Origin of the sequence: Ensifer sp. NM-2 (assembly GCF_003024455.1) — a bacterium.
Lineage (GTDB): Bacteria > Pseudomonadota > Alphaproteobacteria > Rhizobiales > Rhizobiaceae > Ensifer > Ensifer canadensis.
The window spans coordinates 334,251-358,373 of sequence record NZ_PVZR01000006.1 but is presented as its reverse complement, the minus strand read 5'-3'; the positions used below and the strand labels follow the sequence as shown (position 1 = coordinate 358,373).

Here is a 24,123-nt window from a genome sequence, read left to right as displayed (position 1 = left end):
ATGACAAACCCGATGCAGGCCAAGAAGCGCGCCTTCAAAGACCATAAGGCCAAGCACTTCCTGTTCGAAACGGACGCCGACGGCCGGGTCGCCACGATCACGCTCGACCGTCCGGAAAAGAAGAACCCACTGACCTTCGAAAGTTACGAGGAGCTTTGCGATCTCTTCCGGGCGCTTGGTCGCGCCAGCGATGTGCGCGCCGTGGTGCTGACCGGCGCCAGCGACAACTTCTCCTCCGGCGGCGACGTCTTCGAGATCATCGAGCCGCTGACGCGCATGTCGATGCCGGATCTGCTTGATTTCACCCGCATGACCGGCGAACTGGTGCGCCAGATCCGCGCCTGCCCGCAGCCCGTCATATCAGCCGTCGACGGCATCTGCGCCGGTGCCGGCGCGATCCTGGCGATGGCTTCCGACTTCCGCGTGGCAACGCCGGAGGCGAAGACGGCGTTTCTCTTCACCCGCGTCGGGCTGGCCGGCGCCGACATGGGCGCCTGCGGCATCCTTCCCCGCATTATCGGCCAGGGCCGTGCCGCCGAACTGCTCTTCACCGGCCGGGTCATGACCGCGACCGAGGGCCACGCCTGGGGCTTCTACAACGCCCTCCACGAGCGTCCGTCGCTGCTTGCCGAGGCGCAGAAATTCGCACGCAGCATCGCCGACGGCCCGTGGTTCGCCCATGCTATGACGAAGAAGATGCTCGACCAGGAATGGGCGATGGGCATCGATCAGCTGATCGAAGCGGAAGCGCAGGCCCAAGCGATCTGTATGGCGACCGGCGACTTCCGCCGCGCCTTCGAGGCCTTTGCCGCCAAGGCGAAGCCGGAATTCAAAGGGAATTGAGCATGAGTTCCCATGAGACGGCTTTGCGCCCACCAACCCGCGACCATCTCGACTGGCCATTCTACGAGGATAGGCATCGCGCGCTTGCCGCCGAATTGGACGGCTTCGTTGCCGTCGGCGGTCTTGGCGAAGTCGATCACCGGGATGTGGATGCCGCCTGCAAACATCTGGTCGCAGCGCTCGGCGCTGCAGGCGTACTTCGCCATTGCGTGCCGAAGGCGTTCGGCGGTACGAGCGAAGACATCGACAGCCGATCGCTTTGCCTCATCCGCGAAACGCTCGCCTATACCGACGGGCTTGCCGACTTCGCCTTCGCCATGCAGGGGCTGGGGACTGGCGCGATCAGCCTTTCCGGCTCCGAGGCGCTGAAGCAGGCCATCCTACCCAAGGTCGCCCGCGGCGAGTGCATCTCCGCCTTTGCGCTTTCCGAACCCGATGCGGGCTCGGATGTTGCGGCGATGGCCTGTGCGGCGCGCCGCGACGGCGACCATTTCGTGCTCGACGGCGAGAAGACCTGGATCTCGAACGGAGGCATTGCCGACGTCTACACTGTCTTTGCCCGCACCGGCGAGGCGCCCGGCACGCGTGGCATATCCGCCTTCGTGGTCTTTGCCGACACGCCGGGCTTCACGATCGCCGAGCGCATCGAGACGATTGCGCCGCATCCGCTCGCCCGGCTTCGTTTCGACAATTGCCGTATTCCGTCGTCACAGCTTCTCGGCAGCCCGGGCGAAGGCTTCAAGATCGCCATGCGCACGCTCGACATCTTCCGCCCATCCGTCGCTGCCGCCGCGATCGGCTTTGCCCGTCGCGCGCTCGACGAGGCGGTGGCACATGCGAAGAACCGCAAGATGTTTGGCGCAACGCTTGCCGACCTGCCGACCGCGCAAAGCACACTCGGTGACATGGCAACGGCGATCGACTCCGCAGCCCTTCTGACTTGCCGCACGGCGTGGCAACGCGACGTGCAAAAGCGGCCGACGACTCGCGAGGCGGCAATGGCCAAGATGACGGCGACGGAGAATGCGCAGTGGGTCATCGACCAGGCGCTGCAGCTCTTCGGCGGTCGGGGGGTACGCGTCGGCGAGATCACAGAGCGGCTCTATCGTGAGATCCGTGCACTGCGCATCTACGAAGGCGCGACCGAAGTTCAAAAGCTCATCATCGGCCGCGAGCTGATGAAGGGCACGGCACGATAACGGTGGCGTCACCACCTCGCTCGCCAACCACGCTTCCCTGGCATGGCCGGACGATATCCGAGCCGCACTGACGCAACATCTGGAGACAACCAATGCACACCATCCTGCAACCTGAAGGTTGGGCAAAGCCCATCGGCTATGCCAACGGCGTCGCTGCGAAGGGCCGCACTCTCTTCGTCGGCGGTCAGATCGGCTGGAACGAGCGCTCCGAGTTCGAAACCGATGATTTCGTCGAGCAGGTCCGCCAGACTCTGAAAAATGTGGTCGCGGTGCTCGCCGCCGGGGGGGCGGAGCCGCACCACATCACGACGATGACCTGGTACTTCACCGACAAGCAGGAATATATCGGTAACCTCCGCGGTATCGGCCAAGCCTACCGCGACATCATCGGCAGGAACTTCCCTGCAATGGCGGCAATGCAGGTGGTCGCGCTGGTCGAAGACCGGGCCAAGATCGAAATCCAGGCCACAGCCGTCATCCCCGATTGAGGATTGCCGACATGCCAGAGATCAGATTTTCGCAGAGCGTTTCCGCCCGTCGGGAAGACGGTGCTCTCGTCGTCACCATCGACAACCCGCCCGTCAACGCGCTGTCGGCGCATGTCAGGTCCGGCCTGATGGCTGCTTTGGATCATGCTACTGACCTTCCGACGATTACCGGTCTCGTGATCACCGGTGCGGGCAGCACGTTTATCGGCGGTGCTGATATCAAGGAGTTTGGCAAACCTCCCATGGAGCCGATGCTTCCCGAGGTGATCGATCGCATCGAGACTTTCGAAAAGCCGGTCGTCTGCTCGGTGAATGGCTCCGCCCTTGGCGGAGGCTGCGAGGTGGCGCTCGCCTGCCACGGCCGCATAGCCGGCGAAAAGGCCGCGTTCGGACTGCCCGAAGTGAAGCTCGGCATCGTTCCGGGTGCTGGCGGGACACAACGCCTGCCACGGCTGATCGGCACGATCGCGGCCATCGATCTCATCGGAACGGGGCGCACCGTCAACGTGAGCGAAGCTGTCGCACTCGGCCTTGCCGATGGCACCGCCGCGGACCCTGTAGCCGCCGCCCTTACGCTCCTGCGCGAACTGGGTGCAAAGCCGCTCCGTCGCACCGGCTTGATGGCGGTCCCGACGGTGGACGCAGCAGCCGTCAGCGCGGCGGAGGCGAAGGTCCTGGCGCGAGCCCGCGGCCAATCCGCTCCGGTCGAGGCGGTACGTCTCGTCAAGGCGGCCGGTCAAGTCGATCTGAAACAGGGATTGGCGGAAGAACGCGGCACATTCCTGCGTTTACGCGACTCCGTCGAGTCCGCTGCCCTGCGGCACGTATTCTTTGCCGAACGCGCCGCCGGCAAGGTCGAAGGCTTAGAGACAGTCTCGCCACGCAGAATCGAGACAATTGCGGTGGTCGGCGCGGGGCTGATGGGGGCAGGCATTGCGGTCTCGGCCCTGACCAGCGGCTGTCGCGTCATCGCTTTGGAGCAGACAAAGGAAGCAGCAGCCGACGCGCGCACCCGCATTGCCGAGACACTCGACAAAACCGTCCGCTCCGGACGGATGGACGCGGATGGACGCGACGACTGCATCGCCCGATTACAGACCACCGCTGAAGCGGCAGACCTCGTCACCGCTGATCTCGTCATCGAAGCGGTGTTCGACGACCTCCAGGTCAAGATGGACTTGTTTCGCCGGCTCGACGGCATCCTTGCGCCAGGCACCATTTTGGCGACCAACACCAGCTACCTCGATCCCGACGCAATCGCCGCGGCGACGACCGATCCGTCGCGGGTGGTCGGATTGCACTTCTTCTCGCCCGCCAATGTCATGCGGCTTGTCGAAGTCGTCGATTGCGCCAAGACCGCGCCCGATGTGCTGGCGAGTGCACTCGCCTTCGTCAAACGCCTGGGCAAGTTACCCGTCGTCTGCGGCGTTACCGAGGGCTTCATCGGCAACCGTATCTTTTCCGCCTATCGTCGCGAGGCAGAGTTCATGCTCGAGGATGGCGCCGTGCCCGACGAGATCGACGCCGCCTTGGAAGCTTACGGTTTTCCGATGGGCATCTTCGCCGTCAATGACATGGCCGGATTGGAGATCGCCTGGGCGCGCCGGAAGCGGCAGGCCGCGACGCGGGATCCTGCCGCACGTTATGTCGAGATCGCCGATAGGCTTTGCGAGGCGGGCCGTCTTGGCCGCAAGAGTGGCCGCGGCTGGTACGCCTACCCCAACGGCGAGCGCACCGTCGATCCGGAAGTGACGGCGATGATCAAGGCGGCGCGCGCCGCCAAGAACATCACGCCGCGAGCCATCACTGCCGAAGAGATCATGGGCCGGCTTTTGAAGGCGATGGTCGATGAAGGAACGGCGCTGCTGGCCGAAGGCATCGCCGCGCGCCCCGGCGACATCGATCTGGTGATGATCAACGGTTACGGCTTTCCGGCCCACAAGGGCGGGCCGATGTTTACCGCGCAGCAAGGCAAGGACCTGAAATCATGAGCGAGGCCTATATCATTGATGGCGTCCGCACGCCCATCGGCCGATACGGCGGCGCTTTGTCGGTCGCCCGTGCCGACGACCTCGCCGCGCACGTAATCCGCGAGGCGCTGGCGCGCCTCGCGTCCGTACCGGCCGAAGCGATCGATGAGGTCGTCTTCGGTTGTGCCAACCAGGCGGGCGAAGACAACCGCAACGTGGCCCGCATGGCCGCCTTGCTTGCCGGATTGCCGGACGCGGTTCCTGGCACGACGATCAACCGGCTTTGCGGCTCGGGGCTGGATGCCGTCGGTTACGCCGCACGCGCGATCCGGCTCGGCGAGGCGGAAGTCGTGATTGCCGGTGGCGTCGAAAGCATGTCGCGCGCGCCTTTCGTCATGCCGAAGGCCCAAAACGCCTTCCAACGCAGCACCGAAGTACACGACACAACGATCGGCTGGCGGTTCGTCAATCCGGTCATGCAAGAACGGTACGGCATCGAGTCGATGCCGGAGACCGCCGAAAACGTTGCAGCCGAGTTTGATATCTCGCGCGCGGACCAGGACGGCTTTGCACTCCGCAGCCAGGCCCGCGCTGCGGCTGCGCAAAAGAATGGCCGCTTCGCGCGCGAAATCGCCCCCTATCCGATCAAAGGGCGCAAGGGCGAGACGACGCACGTCTTAGAGGATGAGCATCCGCGCGAGACAACGTTCGAGAAGCTCGCCAGCCTGCCGACGCCGTTCCGCACCAATGGCACCGTGACAGCCGGCAATGCATCCGGTGTCAACGACGGCGCGGCCGCACTTCTGCTTGCCTCAGGCTGCGCGGTCGAACGCTACGGCCTCACGCCACTTGCTCGCGTCGAGGGGATGGCAACGGCGGGGGTTCCTCCACGCGTCATGGGTATGGGCCCCGTCTTTTCCACCAGAAAGCTCCTGGACCGTCTCGGTGTTAGCATCGGCGATATCGATATCCTCGAGCTCAATGAAGCCTTCGCAGCCCAGGCTCTCGCCTGCATGCGGCAGCTAGGCCTTGCGGATGATGCCGCCCACGTAAATCCCAACGGCGGCGCCATTGCCTTGGGACATCCTCTCGGCATGTCCGGTGCGCGCCTTGCGCTGACCGCAGCACTGGAACTTGAACTTCGAGGAGCAAGGCGGGCTGTCGCCACCATGTGTATTGGCGTTGGACAAGGCATCTCGATGTTACTGATGCGACCGTGACACCGACGGATGCTCCTGGATCGCGGCATTGCGCCAAGACGTCGCGTCCTCCCAACCCACACTTTGGACAGCGCTTTCCCTGTCTTAAACGCCCCGTCGATTGCCCCATAGCAAGACGTGCAACTGCGGCAGTACCCGCGCATCGAACCATTTGTCGCCGGTCACTTTGTCGACCAGCCAGAGCATGCGGTTCATGACGCCATCGATGTCCACCGTCGCGCTTTCGTCGTCCGGCGGTGGTGGGGTGTGGTTTCCCGGCTGCAGATAGACCGGCAGAGCCGGGTATCTCCCGGCCATATCCTTGGCATAGGCGTAGTCGCGATCATCGAAAACGACGATCTTGAGCACCGTCATCCCGGCCGCCATCGCAAGACACTCGTCGAGCTTTGCGAAATCAGTTTCCATGCCGCTCGACGGCGGCTTCGGGCTGACGACGAGGACGTCCAGGTCGGCGAACCAGTCCCTGGCGACGCTGCCTTGCGTCTCAAGCGCAAAGCGATAGCCCTCGCCATGGCCGCGATCGATCAGGGGCCCGAGCGGCTGGATGGCGGGGTTTCCACCGGAAAGCGAGACTGTCAGCGGCACGCCGCCCGATAGCCGTCTCACCTCCATCCAGATCTCCTCGACCGACATCGGTTGCCACTGTTCGCGATGCTCGCTGTCAACGGCGTGCAGCGTATCGCACCAGGAACAGCGGTAGTCGCAGCCGCCTGTGCGCACGAACACCGTCGGCTGGCCGATCAACACGCCTTCACCCTGGATGGTCGGCCCGAAGATCTCGCTGACGCGGATCGCAGCGCCCGTCATGGCCGATATTCCGCCCAGGTCTTCGGCGTCTCGCTGACGCGAACTGCCGACGTTTCCGGCAGTCGCTCCTTGCACCAGTCGTAGAAATGCCTCGCCAGGCACTCCGACGTCACCCGTTCATGACCAAGCACGTCATTGAGATGGCGATGGTCGAAGCTGCCGTCGATGTAGTGCTTGAGCGGGGCGAGGTCGTGATAATCCCGCACGAAGCCGTTGTCGTCGAGATCCGCGGCGGCAAGCTCAACCTCAACGATGTAGTTATGACCATGCAGCCGCGCGCACTGGTGATCGGCGGGCAGATGGCTCAACTGATGCGAGGCGGAGAAGTGGAATTCCTTGGTGATACGGTACATCAGCGAACCTCCTCTGCCGAGAAGCGGCTGGTGGCAGCGCGCCAGAAATCCGGATCGGCATACTCGGTCGGGTCCTCGACGCCGGCGAGATGGAAGGCCTCGCGGCGCTCGACGCAGGTACCGCAGCGACCGCAATGGCGTGCGCCGCCCTTATAGCAGGACCACGTCTCGCCAAAAGGCGTGCCGTGCTTGGCGCCGTCCGTAACGATGGCGGCCTTCGGGACATTGACATAGGGTGCAAGGAGCTGAACGGTGCCATAGCCCTCCAACGCCTCGTCCTGCATTTTCTGGAACGCATCGATGAAGCCCGGCCGGCAATCTGGGTAGATGAAATGGTCCCCGCCATGGACGGCAACGGCGACGGCGTCGGCCTTTTGCGCCGAGGCGAGGCCGAAGGCGATCGCCAGCATGATGGCGTTGCGGTTCGGCACCACCGTAGCCTTCATCGTCTCTTCGGCATAATGGCCATCGGGCACGTCGACGTCATCGGTCAGCGCCGATCCGGTCAAATGCCGGCCAACGCCGGTGATGTCGATGATCTGGTGTGGAACGCCAAGCCGGTGGGCACAGGCCGCGGCGAAGTCGAGTTCCTTGCGATGGCGCTGGCCGTAATCGAAGGAAAGAATGCCGACGAGTTCGTGCTCGGCCGCGATCCTGTGCGCGAGCGAAACGGAGTCCAATCCGCCGGAGCAGATGACGATAGTTCTCATAATAATGGGTCCCTTGTTTTGACCGGGTGGGCTGCGACCGGATGCGGGCCGCTTCTAAGCCATTGCTGCGGTTTTGACCAGCCCTTAGCGGTGAGCCTTGCTTGCGGCGGCGGCGGCGCCATTCCAATCGGTCGGAACGAAAGACGAGCAATTTTATCCTCTGCGCAAAATGAAAAATCACTTCGGCCGATTTCCGCCGCGTTTCAAAGAGGCTAACGTCTCGCCATCACCGCCTGATGGCGGTGAGCTCCGGCCCCCGTCGTTGGCGACAAGTGCCAAAGGGTGGCGGAGTTCGGTATTGGAGGAGTTCTGGAATGCTGATCGACGGAAAAGTCTTCATTGTGACCGGTGGCGGATCGGGTCTTGGCGCCGGCGTTGCCCGCCTGCTGCACGGCAAGGGCGCTCGTGTCGTCCTTGCGGATATCAACGAAGACGCCGGGCGGGCGATGACCGAGGCGCTTGGGAGCAATGCTCTTTTCGTCAAGACGGATGTCACCAGCGAGACCGATGGCGCAACTGCAGTCGCCACCGCCGTCGATACCTTCGGCCATCTCAATGGGCTGGTGAATTGCGCCGGCATCGCGCCGGGCGAAAAGGTACTTGGGCGCGACGGCCCTCATCGGCTCGACAGCTTTGCGCGTGCGGTCGGCATCAATCTGATCGGCACATTCAACATGGTCCGCCTCGCGGCGGCGGCGATGGAAAAGGAAACACCCGGCGAAGACGGCGAGCGTGGCGTCATTATCAACACCGCCTCTGTCGCTGCCTTCGACGGGCAGGTCGGCCAAGCTGCGTATTCCGCCTCGAAGGGCGGTGTCGTCGCCATGACGCTGCCGATTGCCCGCGAACTGGCACGGCACGGCATCCGTGTCGTGGCGATCGCGCCGGGCATCTTCGAAACACCGATGATGGCCGGTATGCCGCAGGAAGTACAGGACTCGCTCGGCAAGAGCGTTCCCTTCCCCCAGCGCCTCGGCAAGCCGGAGGAATTTGCGGCCCTTGTCCAGCATATCTGTGAAAACCGGATGCTGAACGGCGAAGTCATCCGCCTCGACGGTGCGCTTCGCATGGGCTCACGCTGAGACCTCGCGTCCGCCAGGCCGGATGCGCGTTGCGTCCGGCCAAATGCGCTACTGTCTGAACCGGCAGCGTGTTTCGAGCGGTACGGCATCCCTTGGACGCCGTGTTTGTCGCGCGGCGCCACAAGCATTTCCGTACAGCATCTGAAAATCAGGCGCCGGAACGCTCACCGTGCACCGCCCGCGATTGAGCCGGGGCAATGACATAGGCGCAACGGCGTGCGCCGGCGAGAATATGTTCGGTGCGCTCGACCGCGACGTCGCGACCGAGAATGTCGCGGAAGATATTGATCTCTGCACGGCAAAAGCCCTGGCAACTGGCAGCGGCGGCGCAGATCGGACAATGGTTCTCGACGAAGAGAAAAGTGCCGTCGCCCGTCTCCTCGTAGCCGGCCATGTAGCCTTCGGCGGTTCGCAGGCGCACGAGCTTCTCCACCCGATCACGCAGGCTAATGGCGCCGTCGAGCGCTGCGCGATAGCCGGTTCGCGTCTCCTCCTCGCGCGCCGCGATGACCCGATCGACCGCCGCGTCGCCGAGCGTCTGACGGATTGTGCGCAGCAGCTGGACAGTCAACTCCGCATGGGTATCGGGAAATTCCGCATGGCCCGAGGCGGTCAGCCCCCAGAACTGCGAGGGTCGGCCGACGCCCCGCGCCTCCGACCAGGAATTTACCAGCCCCTCCTCGGCCAGGCGCACGAGTTGCTGGCGCGCCGCCTCACCTGATATCGACAGGCGCTTGCCGAGTGCCGCCGCCGTCTGCGGCCCATGCAGCTTCAGCGCCAGCAGGATGCGTTCGGCCGGCGAACGTCCCTGGCTTTGATCCGGATTTAACAAGTGATCGCTTGACATATTATTGCCCGGAGATTTACAAAGAATTGTCTTGTTAAATACACGCCGGATGGATCTCGCACAAGACATTCGCTGCGTTCCATCCGGCCGAAGAGGATTTCAACCATGGCTTTCGAACTCCCCTCCCTCCCCTTTTCCATCGGCGCTTTGGCCGAAGCCGGCATGAGCGCCGAGACGCTGGAATTCCACCACGGCAAGCACCACCAGGCCTATGTCACCGCTCTCAACGGCTTCGTTGAAAAAGATCAGGCTCTCGCCGGCCTTTCGCTGGAAGACATCATTCGCCATGCCAACGGTGGGGCCGAACTGGCGCCGGTCTTCAACAATGCCGGACAGCATTGGAACCACATTCTGTTCTGGAACAATCTCTCCCCCAAGGGCGGGCGCATTCCGGACAGTCTTGAGAAGAAGATCGTGGAGGACTTCGGCAGCGTCGCCGCCTTCAAGGACGCGTTCAAGACTGCGGCCACCAGCCAGTTCGGTTCCGGTTGGGCCTGGCTCGTGCTCGACGCCAGCGGCAAGCTCAAGGTGACGAAGACCGCCAACGGCTCAAACCCGATCGCCACAAATGAGGGCAAGGCCCTGCTCGGTCTCGATGTGTGGGAACACAGCTACTACATCGATTACCGCAATCGCCGCCCCGACTATGTCAGCAATTTCCTCGACCGGCTGGCGAACTACGAGTTTGCCGAGGCTGAGCTTAAGTCCGCCTGATCACGCCTACCGTGGCGCCGCGCCGGCGGCGCCACGCCCATGCCTCAGCCGGATTGCGCCCATGACCCAGACCGTCTCTGTCGATATCGACGCTCACGCCGAACGTGCCGTCACCAGACCTCAGTTTGCCGACACGATGGCGCGGCTGGCGTCCACAGTCTGCGTCGTCAGTTCCGGCAGCGGCTCCGAGTGCCTGGGCCGGACAGCGACCGCCGTCTTCTCGCTTTCCGCGAGCCCTCCGTCCATCGTCGTCTCGATCAAGGCGGGTAGCGCGCTTGCGGACACCATCTCGAAGCAGGATGGGTTTGCGCTGGCGATGCTCGCACAGGGGCAGGAGCTGGTTGCCGATGCCTTCGCCGGCCGGGTCGCGGCAGCCAGTCGCTATCTCGTCGGCATCTGGGCGGATTGGCCCTCCGGCCGTCCGCGTCTTCTCGGTGCCGCCGCCGGGCTCGACTGCGTGCTCAGCGCTTCCATCCTCGTCGGCGACCACCGGCTCTTTGTCGGAACGATCATCGCCACGGAAACCGCCGCCTACGCCGACCCGCTGCTCTGGAGCGAGCGGCAATACCAGGCACTGGAGAGACCTGCGCCCTTTGCCGCCACGTCCGGCGGACGCCCATTGCCATCGGCCACCTCGTGCCCAACAATCTGAACGGCGCGAACGGACACCCATTTGGGAGCGACCATGCGACAGGTGCTTGAAAAACTTCTGGACGACGGGCGTGATGACGCGCTCTTGCGCTTCACCCTCGGCAGCATCTGTCTGCAGGAGACGGATGCCGAGACCGCCCTTGTCCACCTCAGGCGTGCAATTGAATTCGATCCCAGCTATTCGGCCGCCTGGAAGCTCATCGGCGCGGCGATGCTGAAACTGAACCGCATCGAAGAGGCGCGGCGCATCTGGACTGAGGGGCGATCCGTGGCCGAGAAAAAGGGCGACCTGCAGGTGGCGCGCGAGATCAACGTCTTCCTCAAGCGGCTGGACAAGCAGTGTGCGGCCGCGAACAAAGGCTCGCCCTAACGGCTGAAAGCATGTCGCGCAAAAGTGGCGATACCGACATGCGCAAAACAAGAACCTGAAGCGCAGTCGCGACTTCTAGGGATTGCGATGCGCTTAAGCGTCAGGCGGAGCCAAGCCGCCTGATATTGCCGGCAAGCTCGGCTGCTAGACGCAACGCCGCTGCGGTTGCCCCCGCCATCTGCGGCATGATCAGCCATTCGAGCGTCCAGGCAGCACCGGAGCGCTCCTGCTCGTGCACCAGCGCATGATGGATGCCGGAAAGCTGCGTCGCATTGAACCGAGCAAGCGCCACCAGAACCTCGGCGGCAACCGGGTTCTGCTTGTGCGGCATCGCCGAAGATCCACCGCCACCGGCAAGTTCGATTTCATCGCCCTGCTGCGCCATCAGCGCGACGTCCTGCCCGAATTTGCCGAGGCTGCCGGTGACGAGCGACAGTGCGTTGGCAAAGTCGGCAACTTCGGAACGCTGGCTGTGCCACTGCGGAAAGTCGGCAAGCGCCAGTTCCTCGGCCAGCGTGGCGCGAACATCGCCGGCCCTGTCTTTCAGCTTGTCGAGCGTGCCTGCCGCACCGCCGAACTGGACCGCAAAGAGGTCGCGATCCATCGCCTGCAGCCGATCCTTGTGATCGAGCAACGGTTCGATCCAGGTGCGCAAGCGATCGGATACCGTGATTGGTATAGCCGCCTGCATGCGCGTGCGGCCCATCAGCATCCGCTCGCCCCATCGATCGTCGCATTCCTCAAGCACCGAAACGACATCACCAAGACGAGTGCCGAAGAGTTCGGCAACAGCCTTCATGCGCAGCATCAAGCTCGTATCGATGACATCCTGGCTGGTCGCACCAAAATGCACATGCGCTGCAGCCTCACCGCCGACGGCCGCACGCAACTGTCGAACAAGTTCAGGAACGACGACGCCGTCGACAGCCATGGCCCGCCTGAGCGCTGCGACATCGGGAGAAAACCCGCGACAGGCCTCGGTGATGCGGTCGGCAGCACTTTCCGGGATGACCCCGTGGATCGCTTCCGCGCGCGCCAGTGCCGCCTCGAAGGAGAGCATCGCATGAATGTCGGCGGCGGTCGAAAACTCGGCAGCCACCGCCTCGTCGCCCAGAAGGCCGGAGAGATAGGGATGATCGAAAGCGGAATAGGTCATGGTCCCCCCGATTGATGTCGCGATGCCCGCTCGCGCTTGAACGGAATGCCACGGTCTGCCTTGCGCCGTCCATGCAGCAAGATGCAACGGATCGGCCTCGCGCGTGACATTCCGGTTTCAGATGTCGAGGAAGACCGTTTCCTTCTCACCCTGCAGGTGAATGTCGAAGACATAACTAGGGGCGCTGCCGGTCGCGACAAGCGTCGCGACACGATGGCGATGCTCGACGCGCAAAAGCAAGGGATCGGCGGCGTTCGCCTCGGCTTCATCGGGGAAATACATCCGTGTGTGCAGGCCGATATTGATACCGCGCGCGACGATCCAGAATGTGATGTGCGGCGCCATCGGCCGGCCGTCCTTGAACGGCACGCGCCCCGGCTTGATCGTTTCGAAACGGAAGACGCCGTCTTCTGCACCGGTCGGACACCGCCCCCAGCCGGAGAAGCTCGGATCGGCGGCGCCGCGCATTTCCGAGGGCGAATTGTGGAGCCCCGCCGCATCCGCCTGCCAGATTTCCACCAGCGCATCCCGAAGCAGCGTCCCCGTACCATCAAGCACCCGGCCGCTGACGGTGATGCGTTCGCCGAGCGTGTGTTCGCTCACCATTGTCGTGCCGAGGTCGGCGTCATAGACGCCGCCAATGCCACAGAAATTCGGCGTGAGGCCGATATGCACGTAGGGACCGGCGGTCTGCGACGCGGTTTCCTTGAGATAGCCGAGCGCCTGGACCATCAATTGCCCTCCATGCGGTTTTCAAACAGTGTCGAGCGGCGACCGCGCAAGACGATATCGAACTTGTATGCCCGCGCATCCATCGGAATGGTGTTTGCCCAATCGAGCGGCGCGATCAGTTGCTCGATCGCACGGCGATCGGCGATCGTGTTGACGATCGGACACTTCCAGATCATCGGATCGCCCTCGAAATACATCTGGGTGATCAATCGCTGCGCAAAGCCGTGGCCGAAAACCGAGAAATGGATATGGGCAGGGCGCCAGTCGTTGACACCATTCGGCCAGGGATAGGGTCCGGGCTTGATCGTACGGAAGGAGTAAAAGCCGTCTTCGTCGGTGATCGTGCGACCGCAGCCGCCAAAATTCGGATCGAGCGCTGCGAGATAGCTTTCTTTCTTGTGACGATAGCGCCCGCCGGCATTGGCCTGCCAGAATTCAAGAAGAGTGCCGGGAACAGGCCGGCCGCGTTCGTCAAGTACGCGCCCATGAACGATGATGCGCTCGCCGATCGCGCTTTCGCCCGGCTTGGCGAAGTTGTGGATGAGATCGTTGTCGAGTTCGCCCAGAATCGAATGACCGAAGACCGGGCCGGTGATTTCGGAAATGGTGCCGTCGAGCGACAAAAGCGCCTTCTGCGGCGAGCGCAGCACCGAGGTCTTGTAGCCTGGCGTCAGCGCCGGCGCATGCCAGTTCCTGTCGCGGGGAAAAAAGGCGCCGGTCTCCGGCTTCCGGTTGGCTCCATCGGACATCTCGTTGCTCCCGTCAGGCCGCCTTGCCGGCGTCCATTTCCGCAAAGACCTGTTTGACGATCTTGATTGCGTGGTTGGCCGCCGGAACGCCGGCATAGATCGCCACATGCAACAGCGCCTCGCAGACATCGTCACGGCTGGCGCCGGTATTGGCGGTCGCACGCACGTGCATGGCAACCTCTTCGTCCTGGCCAAGTGCCGCCAGAAGCGCGATGGTTACGATCGAACGCTCGCGTTTCGTCCAGGTCGGTCGCGACCAGACGTGTCCCCAGGCCGCCTCGGTGATCAGTTCCTGGAACGGCCGGTCGAAATCGGTCGAGGCCGATTGCGCACGGTCCACGTGGTTGTCGCCAAGGACGGCCCGCCGCGTCGCCATGCCCTGGCGATAGCGGTCGGAGGGCGCGAAGGCATCACTCATGGCTGTTGTCTCCATGCGTTACAATCTCAAAAAAGGCGCGCAATACCGCAGTCAGTGCCTCCGGCTTTTCAACGCAAGGGATATGCCCGGCATCGCGGATGACCTCGTAGCGGGCGCCGGGAATAAGGCGAGCGGTGCCAAGCACCACATCCGGCGGCGTCGATCCGTCCTGGTCGCCGACGACGCAAAGGACGGGCACGGCGATGCGCCCAGCCGCTTCGGTATAATCGGCATCGCGGATCGCACCGCAGGTGGCGGCATAGCCCGTTACCGACTGGCGGATCAGCATGTTGCGGTAGCCTATCAACGCTGCATTTTCAGGGCGTCGGAACTCAGGCGTGAACCAGCGTTCAAGGATGCCGTCGGCGATCGCCTCAATGCCATGGGCTTCGATGGCCGCGATGCGCTGCGCCCACAGTTCCGGCGTGCCGATCTTGTGCGCGGTATCGCAGAGAACGAGGGCCCGCACGAGATCCGGCCGCCGTTGATAGAGCGACTGGGCGATCAATCCGCCGACCGAGAGGCCGCAGACGATTGCCTGTTTGACCGCGAGCATGTCGAGTAGGCCGGCAAGGTCATTGGCGTGGTCTTCGATCGCGTAAGGGAGCGGACCGATATCGGAGAGACCGTGGCCGCGCTTGTCGTAGAGAACGATCGCAAAGTCGCCGGCAAGGCGGACGATGACGTCACGCCAGATGCGAAAGTCGGTGCCCAACGAATTGGCAAAGACCAGCACCGGCCGCTCGGCCGTGGCGCCGATGACCTGATAGTGGATTGTGATGTCGTTGATGCGGGCAAACTGCACGGCGCTTCTCCTCTGCAACCAAATTGTCTGTTTAATCTGGTTAGGTAAAATGATATTTCACGGCATTCCATTAACTCACGAGTTATGAATTCCATGGTCAACGCTCGGGTCAAGTTTCGTCATCTGCAGACTTTTGTCGAGGTCGCACGGCAGAAGAGCGTCATGAAGGCGGCCGAACTCCTGCATGTCAGCCAGCCGGCTGTTACCAAGACGATCCGCGAGCTGGAGGAGGTTCTGGGCGTTGCCGTTTTCGAGCGCGAGGGACGCGGCATCAAGATCACCCGCTATGGCGAGGTCTTTCTTCGCCATGCCGGTGCGGCGCTAACGGCACTGCGCCAGGGGCTCGATTCGGTCTCGCAGGAGCGCTCCGGTGATGGCTTGCCGGTGCGCATCGGAGCATTGCCGACGGTCTCGACGCGGATCATGCCGCGGGCAATGTCGCTGTTCCTGAAGGAGGATACCGGCGCACGGATCAAGATCGTCACCGGCGAGAATGCCGTGCTTCTCGAACAGTTGCGGGTCGGCGATCTCGACCTCGTCGTCGGCCGGCTGGCGGCGCCGGAAAAGATGACCGGCTTTTCCTTCGAGCACCTCTATTCCGAACAGGTGGTTTTTGCCGCTCGAGCCGGTCATCCCTTACTTTCCGGCGCGCAATCGGCCTTCGCCCATCTCGGCGACTACCCGGTGCTGATGCCGACGCGTGCCTCCATCATCCGCCCCTTCGTCGAACACTTCCTGATTGCCAACGGCATACCTGGCCTGCCGAACCAGATCGAAACGGTCTCCGACGCCTTCGGCCGCGCCTTCGTGCGCGCCAGCGACGCGATCTGGATCATTTCGGCGGGTGTCGTTGCCAGCGACATCGAGGATGGCACACTTGCGGTCCTGCCGATCGACACCAGCGAGACCAAGGGCCCGGTTGGCCTGACGATGCGCGCGGACTCCATTCCGTCGCTGCCGCTTTCCATCCTGATGCAGACCATCCGCGAGGCGGCAGCGGCTATCGCGCCGAAAGCCTGACGGTCGTCCGGTAACGGACACCGAGCCACCTTTACAAAACCTCCTCGTCAGCCGAGATTGCGGCCCTCATCCGTTCACCGAAACCACCATGCGATCGATCCAATGCAGCTCGAAATCTTCGCCGGACACCACATTGCCGACATGCTGGACTGGTTCCCGACTGCCGAAGCGCTCATTCAATGGGGCGGGCCTGGGCTCCGCTTTCCGCTTGATGAGACGCAACTCGAGGAGATGCAGGCTTCTGCATCCGGGGATGCACCGACGCGCTGGATGTTTGCCGGCATTGTCGACGGCAATCTCGCCGGTCACGCCCAGGTCGCGCTCGACTGGGAAAATGGCGTCGGTCGGCTCAGCCGCGTAGCGATCAATCCGCGGTTTCGCGGGCAAGGTCTCGCCCACCCCTTCCTCCAGCGGGTCATCGCGCGTTTCTTCGCAGACGCCCGCTTCGAGCGGCTGGAACTCAACGTCTATACGTTCAACACGGCCGCAATCCGCACCTATCTGAAGCTCGGTTTTATCGAGGAAGGCGTTCGGCGGTCGTCGGCCAGGGTTGGCGATATCAGGTGGGACACCGCCATTTACGGCATGCTGCGCAGCGATCTCGCGGCGAACAACCTGGCTTAGAACGGCAGCCCGACATAATTTTCGGCAAGCGCTGTCGAGGCGGCGCGCGAATGGGTGAGATAATCGAGCTCCGCCTCCTGGATCTTCTGGTCGAAATCGCCGGTATCCGGAAAACGGTGAAGCATCGTGGTCATCCACCAGGAAAAGCGCACCGCCTTCCACACTCTCGCTAGGGCATGCGTCGAATAGGCCTCGACCCCGGCATTCGAGCGGTCCTGGTAATGTTCCAGCAGCCCTTCGAAGAGGTAGTGCACGTCGCTTGCCGCAAGGTTCAAACCTTTGGCACCGGTCGGCGGCACAATATGCGCGGCGTCGCCAACCAGGAACAGCCGCCCGAAACGCATCGGCTCGGCGACGAAGGAGCGGAGCGGCGCGATCGATTTTTCAAACGACGCGCCGGTGACCAACGCTTCGGCATGGTGCGCCGGCAATCGCCGCCTGAGTTCGTCCCAGAAGCGCTGATCCGTCCAAGCCTCGATCTTCTCGTCGAGCGCGCACTGCAGGTAGTAGCGGCTGCGGGTCTGCGAGCGCATCGAGCAAAGGGCAAACCCACGCGGATGGTTGGCGTAGATCAGTTCATGGCTGACCGGCGGGACATCGGCAAGAATGCCGAGCCAGCCGAAGGGGTAGACTTTTTCGAAGGTGCGGATCGCCTTTTCAGGAACCGACTTGCGGCTGATCCCGTGAAAGCCGTCGCAACCGGCGATGAAATCGCAATCGATACGATGACTTATGCCGTCCAGTTCATAGGTGACGTATGGATTGTGGCCATCGAAATCATGCGGTTCGACATTTGCCGCAGCGTAGATCGACGGTGCGCCGGTGAGCGCGCGCTCTTCCATCAGGTCGCGCGTCAGTTCCGTCTGGCCATAGACCATCACGCGCTTGCCGCCGGTCAGGTCGTAGAGGTCGATGCGATGATCCCGGCCATCGAAGGCGAGCGAAAAGCCGTCATGCGGCAGGCCTTCGGCATGCATGCGCTTGCCGGCCTTCGCACGGTCCATCAGGTTGACCGTTCCCTCCTCCAGCACGCCGGCCCGCACCCGGCCAAGAATGTAGTCCTTGCTCACGCGATCGAGGATGACATTGTCGATGCCGGCACCGGTCAGCAATTGCCCGAGGAGAAGGCCCGATGGACCTGACCCGATGATGACGACCTGTGTGCGCATGCTTTCCTCCCGAAATTGGCTTTTGACAAGACTCTGCTCGGGAGAGCCATCAGGCTCAATGGACATTTCGGTCAGGAAATTGCACTAATCGAACATCACCAACGGCTGCGGGCGATGAAAAGAACGGTTCCAACCTACCAGCTTTACGGCGAACCATCGCTGGAACGACCGGATTTCTGGCTGCATTGTGAGACGATCCCGTCGCGCAGCAGCCTGCATCATTGGGAGATCGGGCTGCATCGTCATGAGAGTTTCTTTCAGATCTTGTACATTGCCGGCGGATCGGGAGACGCAGTGTTCGGCGACACGGCGCACCCCATTCGCCCGCCGGTGATGATCACCGTGCCGCCGGCGATCAGCCATGGCTTCCGCTTTTCCCGAGATGTCGACGGGTTCGTGTTCACGGTCCTCGCCACGCATCTCAGGGTATCGCCCGGCGAGCGCAGCCGGCTCGGCGCCTGGATGGCGACGCCACGTCTCACCCGCCTCGACGGCAGCGACGACGGCCGCTATGTGGCATTGACCCTTGCGCGGCTGGGTGCGGAATGGGAAGCCAGCCGGAGCCACCGCACCGATCTGCTCGACGCCTATCTGACGTCGGCGTTGACACTGGGCGCCCGCCTCGATGAAGCGCAACCCGTCGAGGACGACGCCGCCGACACGGAAAACGAGCAACGCGTCGAACTTTTCCTCAGCCTCGTCCAGCAACATCATCGCGCGCACAAGCCTGCAGCGTTCTACGCACGCGAGATCGGCCTATCGCCGACGCATCTCAACCGTATCGCCCGCAGCATCACCGGCCAAAGCGCCCACGAGATCATCGCGCGCAAGCTGACGGATGAAGCACGGCGCGAGCTGGTCTTCACCCGCGGCAGCGTGCAGGAGATCAGCTTCCGGCTCGGCTTCGCCGATCCCGCCTATTTCTCTCGCTTCTTCCTGCGCCAGACCGGCATGACACCGAGGGCCTGGCGGCTTGCCGAGCGCTCGAAGCTCGGAGCATAGGCACTCTGATGGCAATCAATTGCCGAGCCGGCCGCGCGCCGCTGGTGATGGCGCTGCCTATTGCGCCACCTGCTTTTCGCCTCCGTTTCCGAAACGAAACAGCCGCCGGCCAAAATCACACAGGACCTAGGCAAGCGGCTGTCTGCGTCGAATCGGATCCCTCAGAACTTGAGGCTCAGATTTGCCTTGAACGTCTGATCGCTGACGCCGCTGGCGAACTGTCCGGCGTAAATCAGCCCGAGATTAGCATCCGGCGTAAGAGCAAAGTCGAGACCGGCTTCGAGCACCGCCGCATCCTCGGCGATCGGAACACCGGCGATGGTAAAGGTGCTCGCAGACGAGAACCCGTTCGACGACAGCGGCAGCGTATCGCCGAAGGCGTGTTTCCAACCGATCGTGCCGCGCGCCGTCGCCAGTACACCGCCGAGGTCGAAACTGGATGCTGCGCGCAGACCGAGGGTCGTGAATGTCGTGTCCTGCGACGCGTCGCTGCCCACGAGCGCAGCTGCGCCGCCGTGTTCCGCAAAACCATCGCGGTTGAGCTGCACATAGGCGAGATTGGCAAACGGCTCAAACTCGACCGTGCTGGTCCTGACGGCATAGGCGAACTCGCCAAAGACCTGGCCGGTGCCGGCATCATAGTCGGCGTCAAGACGATCGGAGAACCCTGGGAACGAAACCGAGCGGCTCGTCTCAATGTCATGCCAGCTATAGGCGGCGCCTGTTCGCAGCGAAGCGTCGCCCCATTGTCCACCGGCATAGAGCCCGAGATGATAGTTGTCGGATGTCGCCGAAGAAAACCGTGCGTCGATGTCCATCGAAGAGCGCGAATAGCCCGCAAGCGCGCCGACGGTCCATTCGTCCACCTGCGTATCGGCACCGACGAAGAAGCCGCCGATGGAGCGATCCGCCTTTGCCGCATTGCCGTCGCCATCCCAACGGCCCCAGGAGCCGAAACCCTGCGACCAGATGGCGAGCTCGCCCGTCTCAGCCGCCGTGCTGTTGCCGGAAGTCTGCTTGGCACCCACGGCGCCAAGCACCGAGCGCAAACGATCGTTTGCCGCGTCGCGCAGGAACCGGCTGTCCTCGATCAGGATCGACTGGAAGGAGGCATGCACTTCGCCGGAAAGCAGGTCGAAGGCCGTGCGCGCGGCCTCAGGCGTTGCTGCAAGCGAGAGTGCATTGACGATGGGGCTCGCAACCCCCAGTCCATCAACACCGGTGCTAGCGGCAATCTGGTTGCGCGTGCGGGCGACGCTGGCAAAGCTGATGTCGTTGCGGGTCAGCTTAAGCGACAGGTCGTTACCGTCGCCGCCGCTATAGTCGACGGTCGGATCGAGGAAGACCAGATTGTCGACGATCGAGGCAAAGGTGCCGGTGATGGCACCTGAACTCTGCTTGTCGATCAGGATGAACGGGCCGTTGACCGGGCTCCAGCTCGCCGCCGTGTTGGGAGAGAGCAGAAGATCAAGCGTCGCACCGGAAATATCAACTGCGCCCGAAACGATAAGCTTGTCGGTGCTCGCAGGCGTGCCTTCGATCTGTAGGACGCCGTTGTTGGTATAGTTGCCGGCAATGGTTTGTGTGCCGATCGAATTGCCGGGCGCATGCACGCCGCCGCTCTGGATGGTCGTGTTTCCAAGCGTGCCGGTGCCGCCGAGGCGAGAGCCGCGGTAGATGGTCGTCAGGCGGGAGGTTGCAAGCGAGCCGTTGACGACCAGCGAACCCGACGTGATGGCCGTGTCACCGGTAAATGTGTTGACGCCCGTCAGCGTAAGTTTGCCGGTACCAATCTGGCTCAGCGCACCGCTGCCGGAAAAAGTGCCGGCAAAGCTGACGTCGTTCGAGCGGTTGAAGATCATGGTACCATTGTTGGTGATCGAGCCGGCGAAGTTGCCGGTGCCGCCGATCCAGCCGGTCGTGCCGCCATTGCCAAGCTGCAGCGTGCTGCCCGTACCGATCGTTACCGGACCGCGGCTGCTGCTGGTCGCCGTCAAGGTCAGCGTGCCGCTGCCGATCTGCGAGAACGAGCCGGGGCCGCTGATCGAGCCGGCATAGGTGACATTGTCGGAGCGATTGAAGGTCAGCGCACCGTAGTTGGTCACATCAGATGCAAGGGATCCGCCGGTGCCGCCGTCGCCGATCTGCAGCGTCGCACCCTGAGCGATACCGGCACCGCCGGTAAAGCCGTTGGTGCCGGTCAGTACCTGCGTGCCACCATTGACCGAGATGCCGCCGGTGCCGTTGATCGCGCCCGAGAACGTGCCCGCGGCGGCGTTGATCATCAATGTCTTGCCACCGAGCACCACCTGCCCGCTGCCGGCAAGCGACTTGATTTGTGCCGATGAAGCCGCCGAGACGTCGAAGACGCCGTTGGCGGTCAAGCCGCTCGAGGTGTTGATCCGACCCTGGCCGGACAGCGCAAGCGTGCCGCCGGTCGCAATGCTCGTCGCGCCCGTATAGGTGTTCATTCCCGTCAGCGTCAGCGTACCGTTGCCGACCTTGTTGAGCCCGCTGCCGGTTGCACCGTTCTGCAGCACCGTGCCAATCGTCGTTGCGACGCCGCTGCCGACATTGATCGTTGCCGCCATGCCGCTTGCCGGATTGAAGGCGAGCACGCCGCCATTGATGGTGTAGCCGCTGCCATCGGTCGTCGTGGAGAACTGCAGCGTGTCGAAGCTCTGCGTGCCAACGACATTGACCACACCACCGGTCGCGCCGGCAAAGACGCCGACGGATCCGCCAAAGCTGCCATTGATGCCGGCGTGCAACGGATCGCCCGTCCAGTTGGTGCCGGCCGACGTCCAAGTGCCGGTGCCGCCATTGACCGCGCCATTGCCGGCCGTATCTGCTCCATCCCAGAAATGCAGGGTCTGGCCGCTGCCGAGCACCGACAGGTTGACCTGCTTGGCGATGCCCGTCTGGACCTGATGGCTGGCAACGCTGAAGCCCGGCGCCGTCGATGTCGCCGCGGTCGCGGCAAAACTACCCGCCAGCGAACCGTCATATTCGAACAGCCGGTAATATCCGGCGGATGCCACCTGGGCGTTCAGCGCGCCACCGAGCGTCAAGTTGCCACCGATCTTCACCAGGTCGTTTCCGCCAGCACCCACGCCGCCGGCGATACCGGGCGTGTTCAGCTCGAATACCGATGTGGAGCCACCGTTCAGTATCAGGTCACCACCGATCGTCAGTGTGCCCGGGCTGTTTCCGGCCGCAAGCGTGCCATCGACCGTCACGTCGCCTGCGATCCTGCCCGATCCGCCGAGCGTACCGCCGGTGCCGACATTGACGTTGCCGCCAAGCTGGCCGTTGACATAAGTCGTACCCGACGTAACCGACATTGCGCCGCCGAACAACGAGCTGTCGCCCGTCAGTGTGAGCCTGCCTGTTCCGGCCTGCGAGAGTGTGCCGGTACCGCTGATCTTGCCGGCATAGCTGACATTGTTGGAGTGGTTGTAGACCAGAGCACCATTGTTGGTGATCGAGCCGACGAAGTTGTTGGTTCCGCCGATCCAGCCGGTCGTGCCGCCATTGCCAAGCTGCAGCGTGCTGCCCGTACCGATCGTTACCGGACCGCGGCTGCTGCTGGTCGCCGTCAAGGTCAGCGTGCCGCTGCCGATCTGCGAGAACGAGCCGGGGCCGCTGATCGAGCCGGCATAGGTGACATTGTCGGAGCGATTGAAGGTCAGTGCACCGTAGTTGGTCACATCAGATGCGAGCGAACCACCGGTGCTGCCATTGCCGATCTGCAGCGTCGCGCCCTGAGCGATACCGGCACCGCCGGTGAAGCCGTTGGTGCCGGTCAGCACCTGCGTGCCACCATTGACCGAGATGCCTCCGGTGCCGTTGATCGCGCCGGAGAAAGTGCCCGCGGCGTTGTTGATCATCAATGTCTTGCCACCGAGCACCACCTGCCCGCTGCCGGCAAGCGAGTTGATTTGTGCCGATGAAGCCGCCGAGACGTCGAAGATGCCATTGGCGGTCAAGCCGCTCGAGGCGCTGATCCGACCCTGGCCGGACAGCGCAAGCGTGCCGCCAGCCGCAATGCTCGTCGCACCCGTATAGGTGTTCATCCCCGTCAGCGTCAGCGTGCCGTTGCCGGATTTGATGAGGGAGCCATTGCCGGTAATCGTATTGCTGATCCTGCCACTACCGGTCTGGTCGATCGTCAGGCTGGCGGAATTGTTGATCGCGATGTTGCCCGCAAGACCCGGCGTCGCCGCGAGAAACCGGAACGTGTTCGCACCACCATCGAAGGTCATGGCATTGGCGCTGCCGCCATTGCCGCCGATGATCGACCCGGAGGCGCCCAGGGTTACATCCAGGTTTCGGCCAAAAATGCTGGCTCCATGCGCGCCGCCCGTCCCGCCGCTTCCTGCCACGCCGCCCGTCACGCTGCCATTGATGATCAGCGTGCCGCCGTTCAACGCGCTAATGCCGATGCCGCCATCACCATTGCGCTTTTCGGTAACGTCGCCGCCGGCGCCGCCGTTGCCGCCGTTGCCGCCGGTAAGCTGCGTGTTCACCGTCAATGTGCCGCCACCGATCAGCGCGGCGCCATCACCGCCGTCACCACCGCTGCCACCAATCCCAACGCCTCCCGACGCTCCCCCGCCGGCACCGCCATGTCCGCCCTGCCCGCCTGAGACTGTCGCTCCGGTAATGCTATCGGTGCTGCCAGAGGCGACAATCCGGCCATAACCACCAGCACCGCCGCCACCGCCGTCGCCACTTGGCGAAGAACCACCATCGCCACCGCGGCCAGCGGCAACTCCAACGCTGCCGTGCGCGCCACCACCGCCGCCGCCGCCGCCACCATAATTGCCGCTGCTGCCGCTGCCATTACCGCCTGACGTTCCATTCGGGCTGCCAACGGTACCGCCTGCGCCACCAATTCCGGCAACCCCGGTACCGAGCTGACTTCCCGCGCCGCCGGCGGCACCCGGCCCGCCACCGCCGCCGCCATTTCCGGAATAGGTCGCATCGGCGCCAGGTGTGCCCTGCAGGTTTCCGTCCACGCCACCACCGGCACCGCCTGTGCTGCCGCCGGCGCCGCCCTTTCCTGCCGCCTCAGCAGACGAAGGCGTGATCGCGACCATGCCAAGGGCGAGACCAGAAGCGGCAAACAGCCATAGCGCTGTGCTGCTCAGCAAGAGGCGTTGCCTGCCGCCCACCGGGCGACGTCTCGCCA

Annotated in this window: 23 protein-coding genes; 12 read left to right on the top strand and 11 right to left on the bottom strand. The window is 63.4% G+C overall.

The window, feature by feature from the left end:
* The 5 genes from C6558_RS15395 (at position 1) to pcaF (ending at position 5,720) form a co-directional block, all read left to right on the top strand.
* On the top strand, positions 1–843 hold the full coding sequence (locus C6558_RS15395) for an enoyl-CoA hydratase family protein (protein WP_107027525.1): 843 nt from the start codon (positions 1–3) through the stop codon (positions 841–843).
* Between the two features lie 2 nt (positions 844–845).
* A complete protein-coding gene (locus C6558_RS15390; RefSeq protein WP_107027524.1) occupies positions 846–2,042 on the top strand; it encodes an acyl-CoA dehydrogenase family protein in 1,197 nt (398 codons plus the stop codon).
* 92 nt (positions 2,043–2,134) lie between these two features.
* On the top strand, positions 2,135–2,530 hold the full coding sequence (locus tag C6558_RS15380; protein ID WP_025429118.1) for a RidA family protein: 396 nt from the start codon (positions 2,135–2,137) through the stop codon (positions 2,528–2,530).
* Between the two features lie 11 nt (positions 2,531–2,541).
* Positions 2,542–4,521 (top strand): 3-hydroxyacyl-CoA dehydrogenase NAD-binding domain-containing protein, encoded by a 1,980-nt coding sequence (locus C6558_RS15375; RefSeq protein ID WP_107027523.1) that lies wholly within the window; start codon positions 2,542–2,544, stop codon positions 4,519–4,521.
* On the top strand, positions 4,518–5,720 hold the full coding sequence (gene pcaF / locus C6558_RS15370; protein WP_107027522.1) for a 3-oxoadipyl-CoA thiolase: 1,203 nt from the start codon (positions 4,518–4,520) through the stop codon (positions 5,718–5,720). The genes C6558_RS15375 and pcaF overlap by 4 nt, the downstream gene beginning before the upstream one ends.
* A gap of 84 nt (positions 5,721–5,804) precedes the next feature.
* Here the strand turns inward: pcaF and queE are convergent, their stop codons facing one another.
* From queE to queC, 3 genes are read right to left on the bottom strand one after another with little or no spacing between them, the layout of a single operon-like run.
* On the bottom strand, positions 5,805–6,527 hold the full coding sequence (gene queE, locus C6558_RS15365) for a 7-carboxy-7-deazaguanine synthase QueE (RefSeq protein ID WP_107027521.1): 723 nt from the start codon (positions 6,525–6,527) through the stop codon (positions 5,805–5,807).
* Positions 6,524–6,880, bottom strand: coding sequence for a 6-carboxytetrahydropterin synthase QueD (queD, locus tag C6558_RS15360; protein WP_107027520.1), 357 nt, complete (start codon positions 6,878–6,880; stop codon positions 6,524–6,526). Before queD ends, queE begins: the two co-directional genes overlap by 4 nt.
* Positions 6,880–7,590 carry a 7-cyano-7-deazaguanine synthase QueC gene (queC, locus tag C6558_RS15355; protein WP_107027519.1) on the bottom strand — a complete coding sequence of 237 codons (711 nt, stop codon included), beginning with the start codon at positions 7,588–7,590 and terminating at the stop codon, positions 6,880–6,882. Before queC ends, queD begins: the two co-directional genes overlap by 1 nt.
* Before the next feature lie 314 nt (positions 7,591–7,904).
* Between queC and C6558_RS15350 the strand changes: the two genes are divergently transcribed.
* A complete protein-coding gene (locus C6558_RS15350) occupies positions 7,905–8,672 on the top strand; it encodes a 3-hydroxyacyl-CoA dehydrogenase (RefSeq protein WP_057204724.1) in 768 nt (255 codons plus the stop codon).
* Positions 8,673–8,820: 148 nt separating this feature from the next.
* Here C6558_RS15350 and C6558_RS15345 read toward each other — a convergent pair whose 3' ends face one another.
* On the bottom strand, positions 8,821–9,519 hold the full coding sequence (locus C6558_RS15345; protein ID WP_025429126.1) for a metalloregulator ArsR/SmtB family transcription factor: 699 nt from the start codon (positions 9,517–9,519) through the stop codon (positions 8,821–8,823).
* A gap of 105 nt (positions 9,520–9,624) precedes the next feature.
* On the opposite strand from C6558_RS15345, the gene C6558_RS15340 reads away from it, so the two are divergent.
* From C6558_RS15340 to C6558_RS15330, 3 genes are all read left to right on the top strand, one after another.
* Entirely contained in the window at positions 9,625–10,233 is a 609-nt protein-coding gene (locus C6558_RS15340) for a superoxide dismutase (protein WP_107027518.1), read from the top strand.
* A gap of 61 nt (positions 10,234–10,294) precedes the next feature.
* On the top strand, positions 10,295–10,885 hold the full coding sequence (locus tag C6558_RS15335) for a flavin reductase family protein (RefSeq protein ID WP_057204730.1): 591 nt from the start codon (positions 10,295–10,297) through the stop codon (positions 10,883–10,885).
* Positions 10,886–10,969: 84 nt separating this feature from the next.
* Complete coding sequence (locus C6558_RS15330) at positions 10,970–11,254, top strand: tetratricopeptide repeat protein (RefSeq protein ID WP_210205721.1); 285 nt, start codon at positions 10,970–10,972, stop codon at positions 11,252–11,254.
* Between the two features lie 100 nt (positions 11,255–11,354).
* Here C6558_RS15330 and C6558_RS15325 read toward each other — a convergent pair whose 3' ends face one another.
* The 5 genes from C6558_RS15325 to pcaD form a co-directional block, all read right to left on the bottom strand.
* A complete protein-coding gene (locus tag C6558_RS15325; RefSeq protein WP_107027517.1) occupies positions 11,355–12,410 on the bottom strand; it encodes a 3-carboxy-cis,cis-muconate cycloisomerase in 1,056 nt (351 codons plus the stop codon).
* Positions 12,411–12,527: 117 nt separating this feature from the next.
* Positions 12,528–13,142 carry a protocatechuate 3,4-dioxygenase subunit alpha gene (pcaG, locus tag C6558_RS15320; protein ID WP_107027516.1) on the bottom strand — a complete coding sequence of 205 codons (615 nt, stop codon included), beginning with the start codon at positions 13,140–13,142 and terminating at the stop codon, positions 12,528–12,530.
* Complete coding sequence (gene pcaH, locus C6558_RS15315) at positions 13,142–13,891, bottom strand: protocatechuate 3,4-dioxygenase subunit beta (protein WP_107027515.1); 750 nt, start codon at positions 13,889–13,891, stop codon at positions 13,142–13,144. The genes pcaG and pcaH overlap by 1 nt, the downstream gene beginning before the upstream one ends.
* Positions 13,892–13,904: 13 nt before the next feature.
* Complete coding sequence (gene pcaC / locus C6558_RS15310) at positions 13,905–14,309, bottom strand: 4-carboxymuconolactone decarboxylase (protein ID WP_025429133.1); 405 nt, start codon at positions 14,307–14,309, stop codon at positions 13,905–13,907.
* Positions 14,302–15,114 carry a 3-oxoadipate enol-lactonase gene (gene pcaD, locus C6558_RS15305; RefSeq protein ID WP_107027514.1) on the bottom strand — a complete coding sequence of 271 codons (813 nt, stop codon included), beginning with the start codon at positions 15,112–15,114 and terminating at the stop codon, positions 14,302–14,304. Before pcaD ends, pcaC begins: the two co-directional genes overlap by 8 nt.
* A gap of 93 nt (positions 15,115–15,207) precedes the next feature.
* Between pcaD and pcaQ the strand changes: the two genes are divergently transcribed.
* On the top strand, positions 15,208–16,134 hold the full coding sequence (gene pcaQ, locus C6558_RS15300; RefSeq protein WP_107027556.1) for a pca operon transcription factor PcaQ: 927 nt from the start codon (positions 15,208–15,210) through the stop codon (positions 16,132–16,134).
* 102 nt (positions 16,135–16,236) lie between these two features.
* Complete coding sequence (locus C6558_RS15295) at positions 16,237–16,758, top strand: GNAT family N-acetyltransferase (RefSeq protein ID WP_107027513.1); 522 nt, start codon at positions 16,237–16,239, stop codon at positions 16,756–16,758.
* Here C6558_RS15295 and pobA read toward each other — a convergent pair.
* Positions 16,755–17,927, bottom strand: a complete 1,173-nt coding sequence (gene pobA, locus C6558_RS15290) for a 4-hydroxybenzoate 3-monooxygenase (RefSeq protein ID WP_107027512.1) — start codon at positions 17,925–17,927, stop codon at positions 16,755–16,757. The genes C6558_RS15295 and pobA overlap by 4 nt on opposite strands.
* Before the next feature lie 114 nt (positions 17,928–18,041).
* Here pobA and C6558_RS15285 point away from each other — a divergent pair, with 114 nt between their 5' ends.
* A complete protein-coding gene (locus C6558_RS15285) occupies positions 18,042–18,929 on the top strand; it encodes a helix-turn-helix domain-containing protein (RefSeq protein ID WP_107027511.1) in 888 nt (295 codons plus the stop codon).
* 161 nt (positions 18,930–19,090) lie between these two features.
* On the opposite strand, the gene C6558_RS15280 is transcribed toward C6558_RS15285, so the two are convergent.
* Entirely contained in the window at positions 19,091–24,085 is a 4,995-nt protein-coding gene (locus C6558_RS15280) for an autotransporter domain-containing protein (RefSeq protein ID WP_146160896.1), read from the bottom strand.
* Positions 24,086–24,123 lie beyond the last annotated feature (38 nt).

Excerpts from the sequence above, each read along its gene's own strand:
- pcaC (WP_025429133.1), bottom strand. The coding sequence starts at position 14,309 with ATGAGTGATGCCTTCGCGCCCTCCGACCGCTATCGCCAGGGCATGGCG.
- C6558_RS15350 (WP_057204724.1), top strand. The coding sequence starts at position 7,905 with ATGCTGATCGACGGAAAAGTCTTCATTGTGACCGGTGGCGGATCGGGT.
- pcaG (WP_107027516.1), bottom strand. The coding sequence starts at position 13,142 with ATGGTCCAGGCGCTCGGCTATCTCAAGGAAACCGCGTCGCAGACCGCC.
- queE (WP_107027521.1), bottom strand. The coding sequence starts at position 6,527 with ATGACGGGCGCTGCGATCCGCGTCAGCGAGATCTTCGGGCCGACCATC.
- C6558_RS15380 (WP_025429118.1), top strand. The coding sequence starts at position 2,135 with ATGCACACCATCCTGCAACCTGAAGGTTGGGCAAAGCCCATCGGCTAT.
- pcaF (WP_107027522.1), top strand. The coding sequence starts at position 4,518 with ATGAGCGAGGCCTATATCATTGATGGCGTCCGCACGCCCATCGGCCGA.
- C6558_RS15345 (WP_025429126.1), bottom strand. The coding sequence starts at position 9,519 with ATGTCAAGCGATCACTTGTTAAATCCGGATCAAAGCCAGGGACGTTCG.
- C6558_RS15285 (WP_107027511.1), top strand. The coding sequence starts at position 18,042 with ATGAAAAGAACGGTTCCAACCTACCAGCTTTACGGCGAACCATCGCTG.
- pcaH (WP_107027515.1), bottom strand. The coding sequence starts at position 13,891 with ATGTCCGATGGAGCCAACCGGAAGCCGGAGACCGGCGCCTTTTTTCCC.
- C6558_RS15295 (WP_107027513.1), top strand. The coding sequence starts at position 16,237 with ATGCAGCTCGAAATCTTCGCCGGACACCACATTGCCGACATGCTGGAC.
- C6558_RS15375 (WP_107027523.1), top strand. The coding sequence starts at position 2,542 with ATGCCAGAGATCAGATTTTCGCAGAGCGTTTCCGCCCGTCGGGAAGAC.
- C6558_RS15325 (WP_107027517.1), bottom strand. The coding sequence starts at position 12,410 with ATGACCTATTCCGCTTTCGATCATCCCTATCTCTCCGGCCTTCTGGGC.
- C6558_RS15395 (WP_107027525.1), top strand. The coding sequence starts at position 1 with ATGACAAACCCGATGCAGGCCAAGAAGCGCGCCTTCAAAGACCATAAG.
- pobA (WP_107027512.1), bottom strand. The coding sequence starts at position 17,927 with ATGCGCACACAGGTCGTCATCATCGGGTCAGGTCCATCGGGCCTTCTC.
- pcaQ (WP_107027556.1), top strand. The coding sequence starts at position 15,208 with ATGGTCAACGCTCGGGTCAAGTTTCGTCATCTGCAGACTTTTGTCGAG.
- C6558_RS15340 (WP_107027518.1), top strand. The coding sequence starts at position 9,625 with ATGGCTTTCGAACTCCCCTCCCTCCCCTTTTCCATCGGCGCTTTGGCC.
- C6558_RS15335 (WP_057204730.1), top strand. The coding sequence starts at position 10,295 with ATGACCCAGACCGTCTCTGTCGATATCGACGCTCACGCCGAACGTGCC.
- queC (WP_107027519.1), bottom strand. The coding sequence starts at position 7,590 with ATGAGAACTATCGTCATCTGCTCCGGCGGATTGGACTCCGTTTCGCTC.
- C6558_RS15390 (WP_107027524.1), top strand. The coding sequence starts at position 846 with ATGAGTTCCCATGAGACGGCTTTGCGCCCACCAACCCGCGACCATCTC.
- queD (WP_107027520.1), bottom strand. The coding sequence starts at position 6,880 with ATGTACCGTATCACCAAGGAATTCCACTTCTCCGCCTCGCATCAGTTG.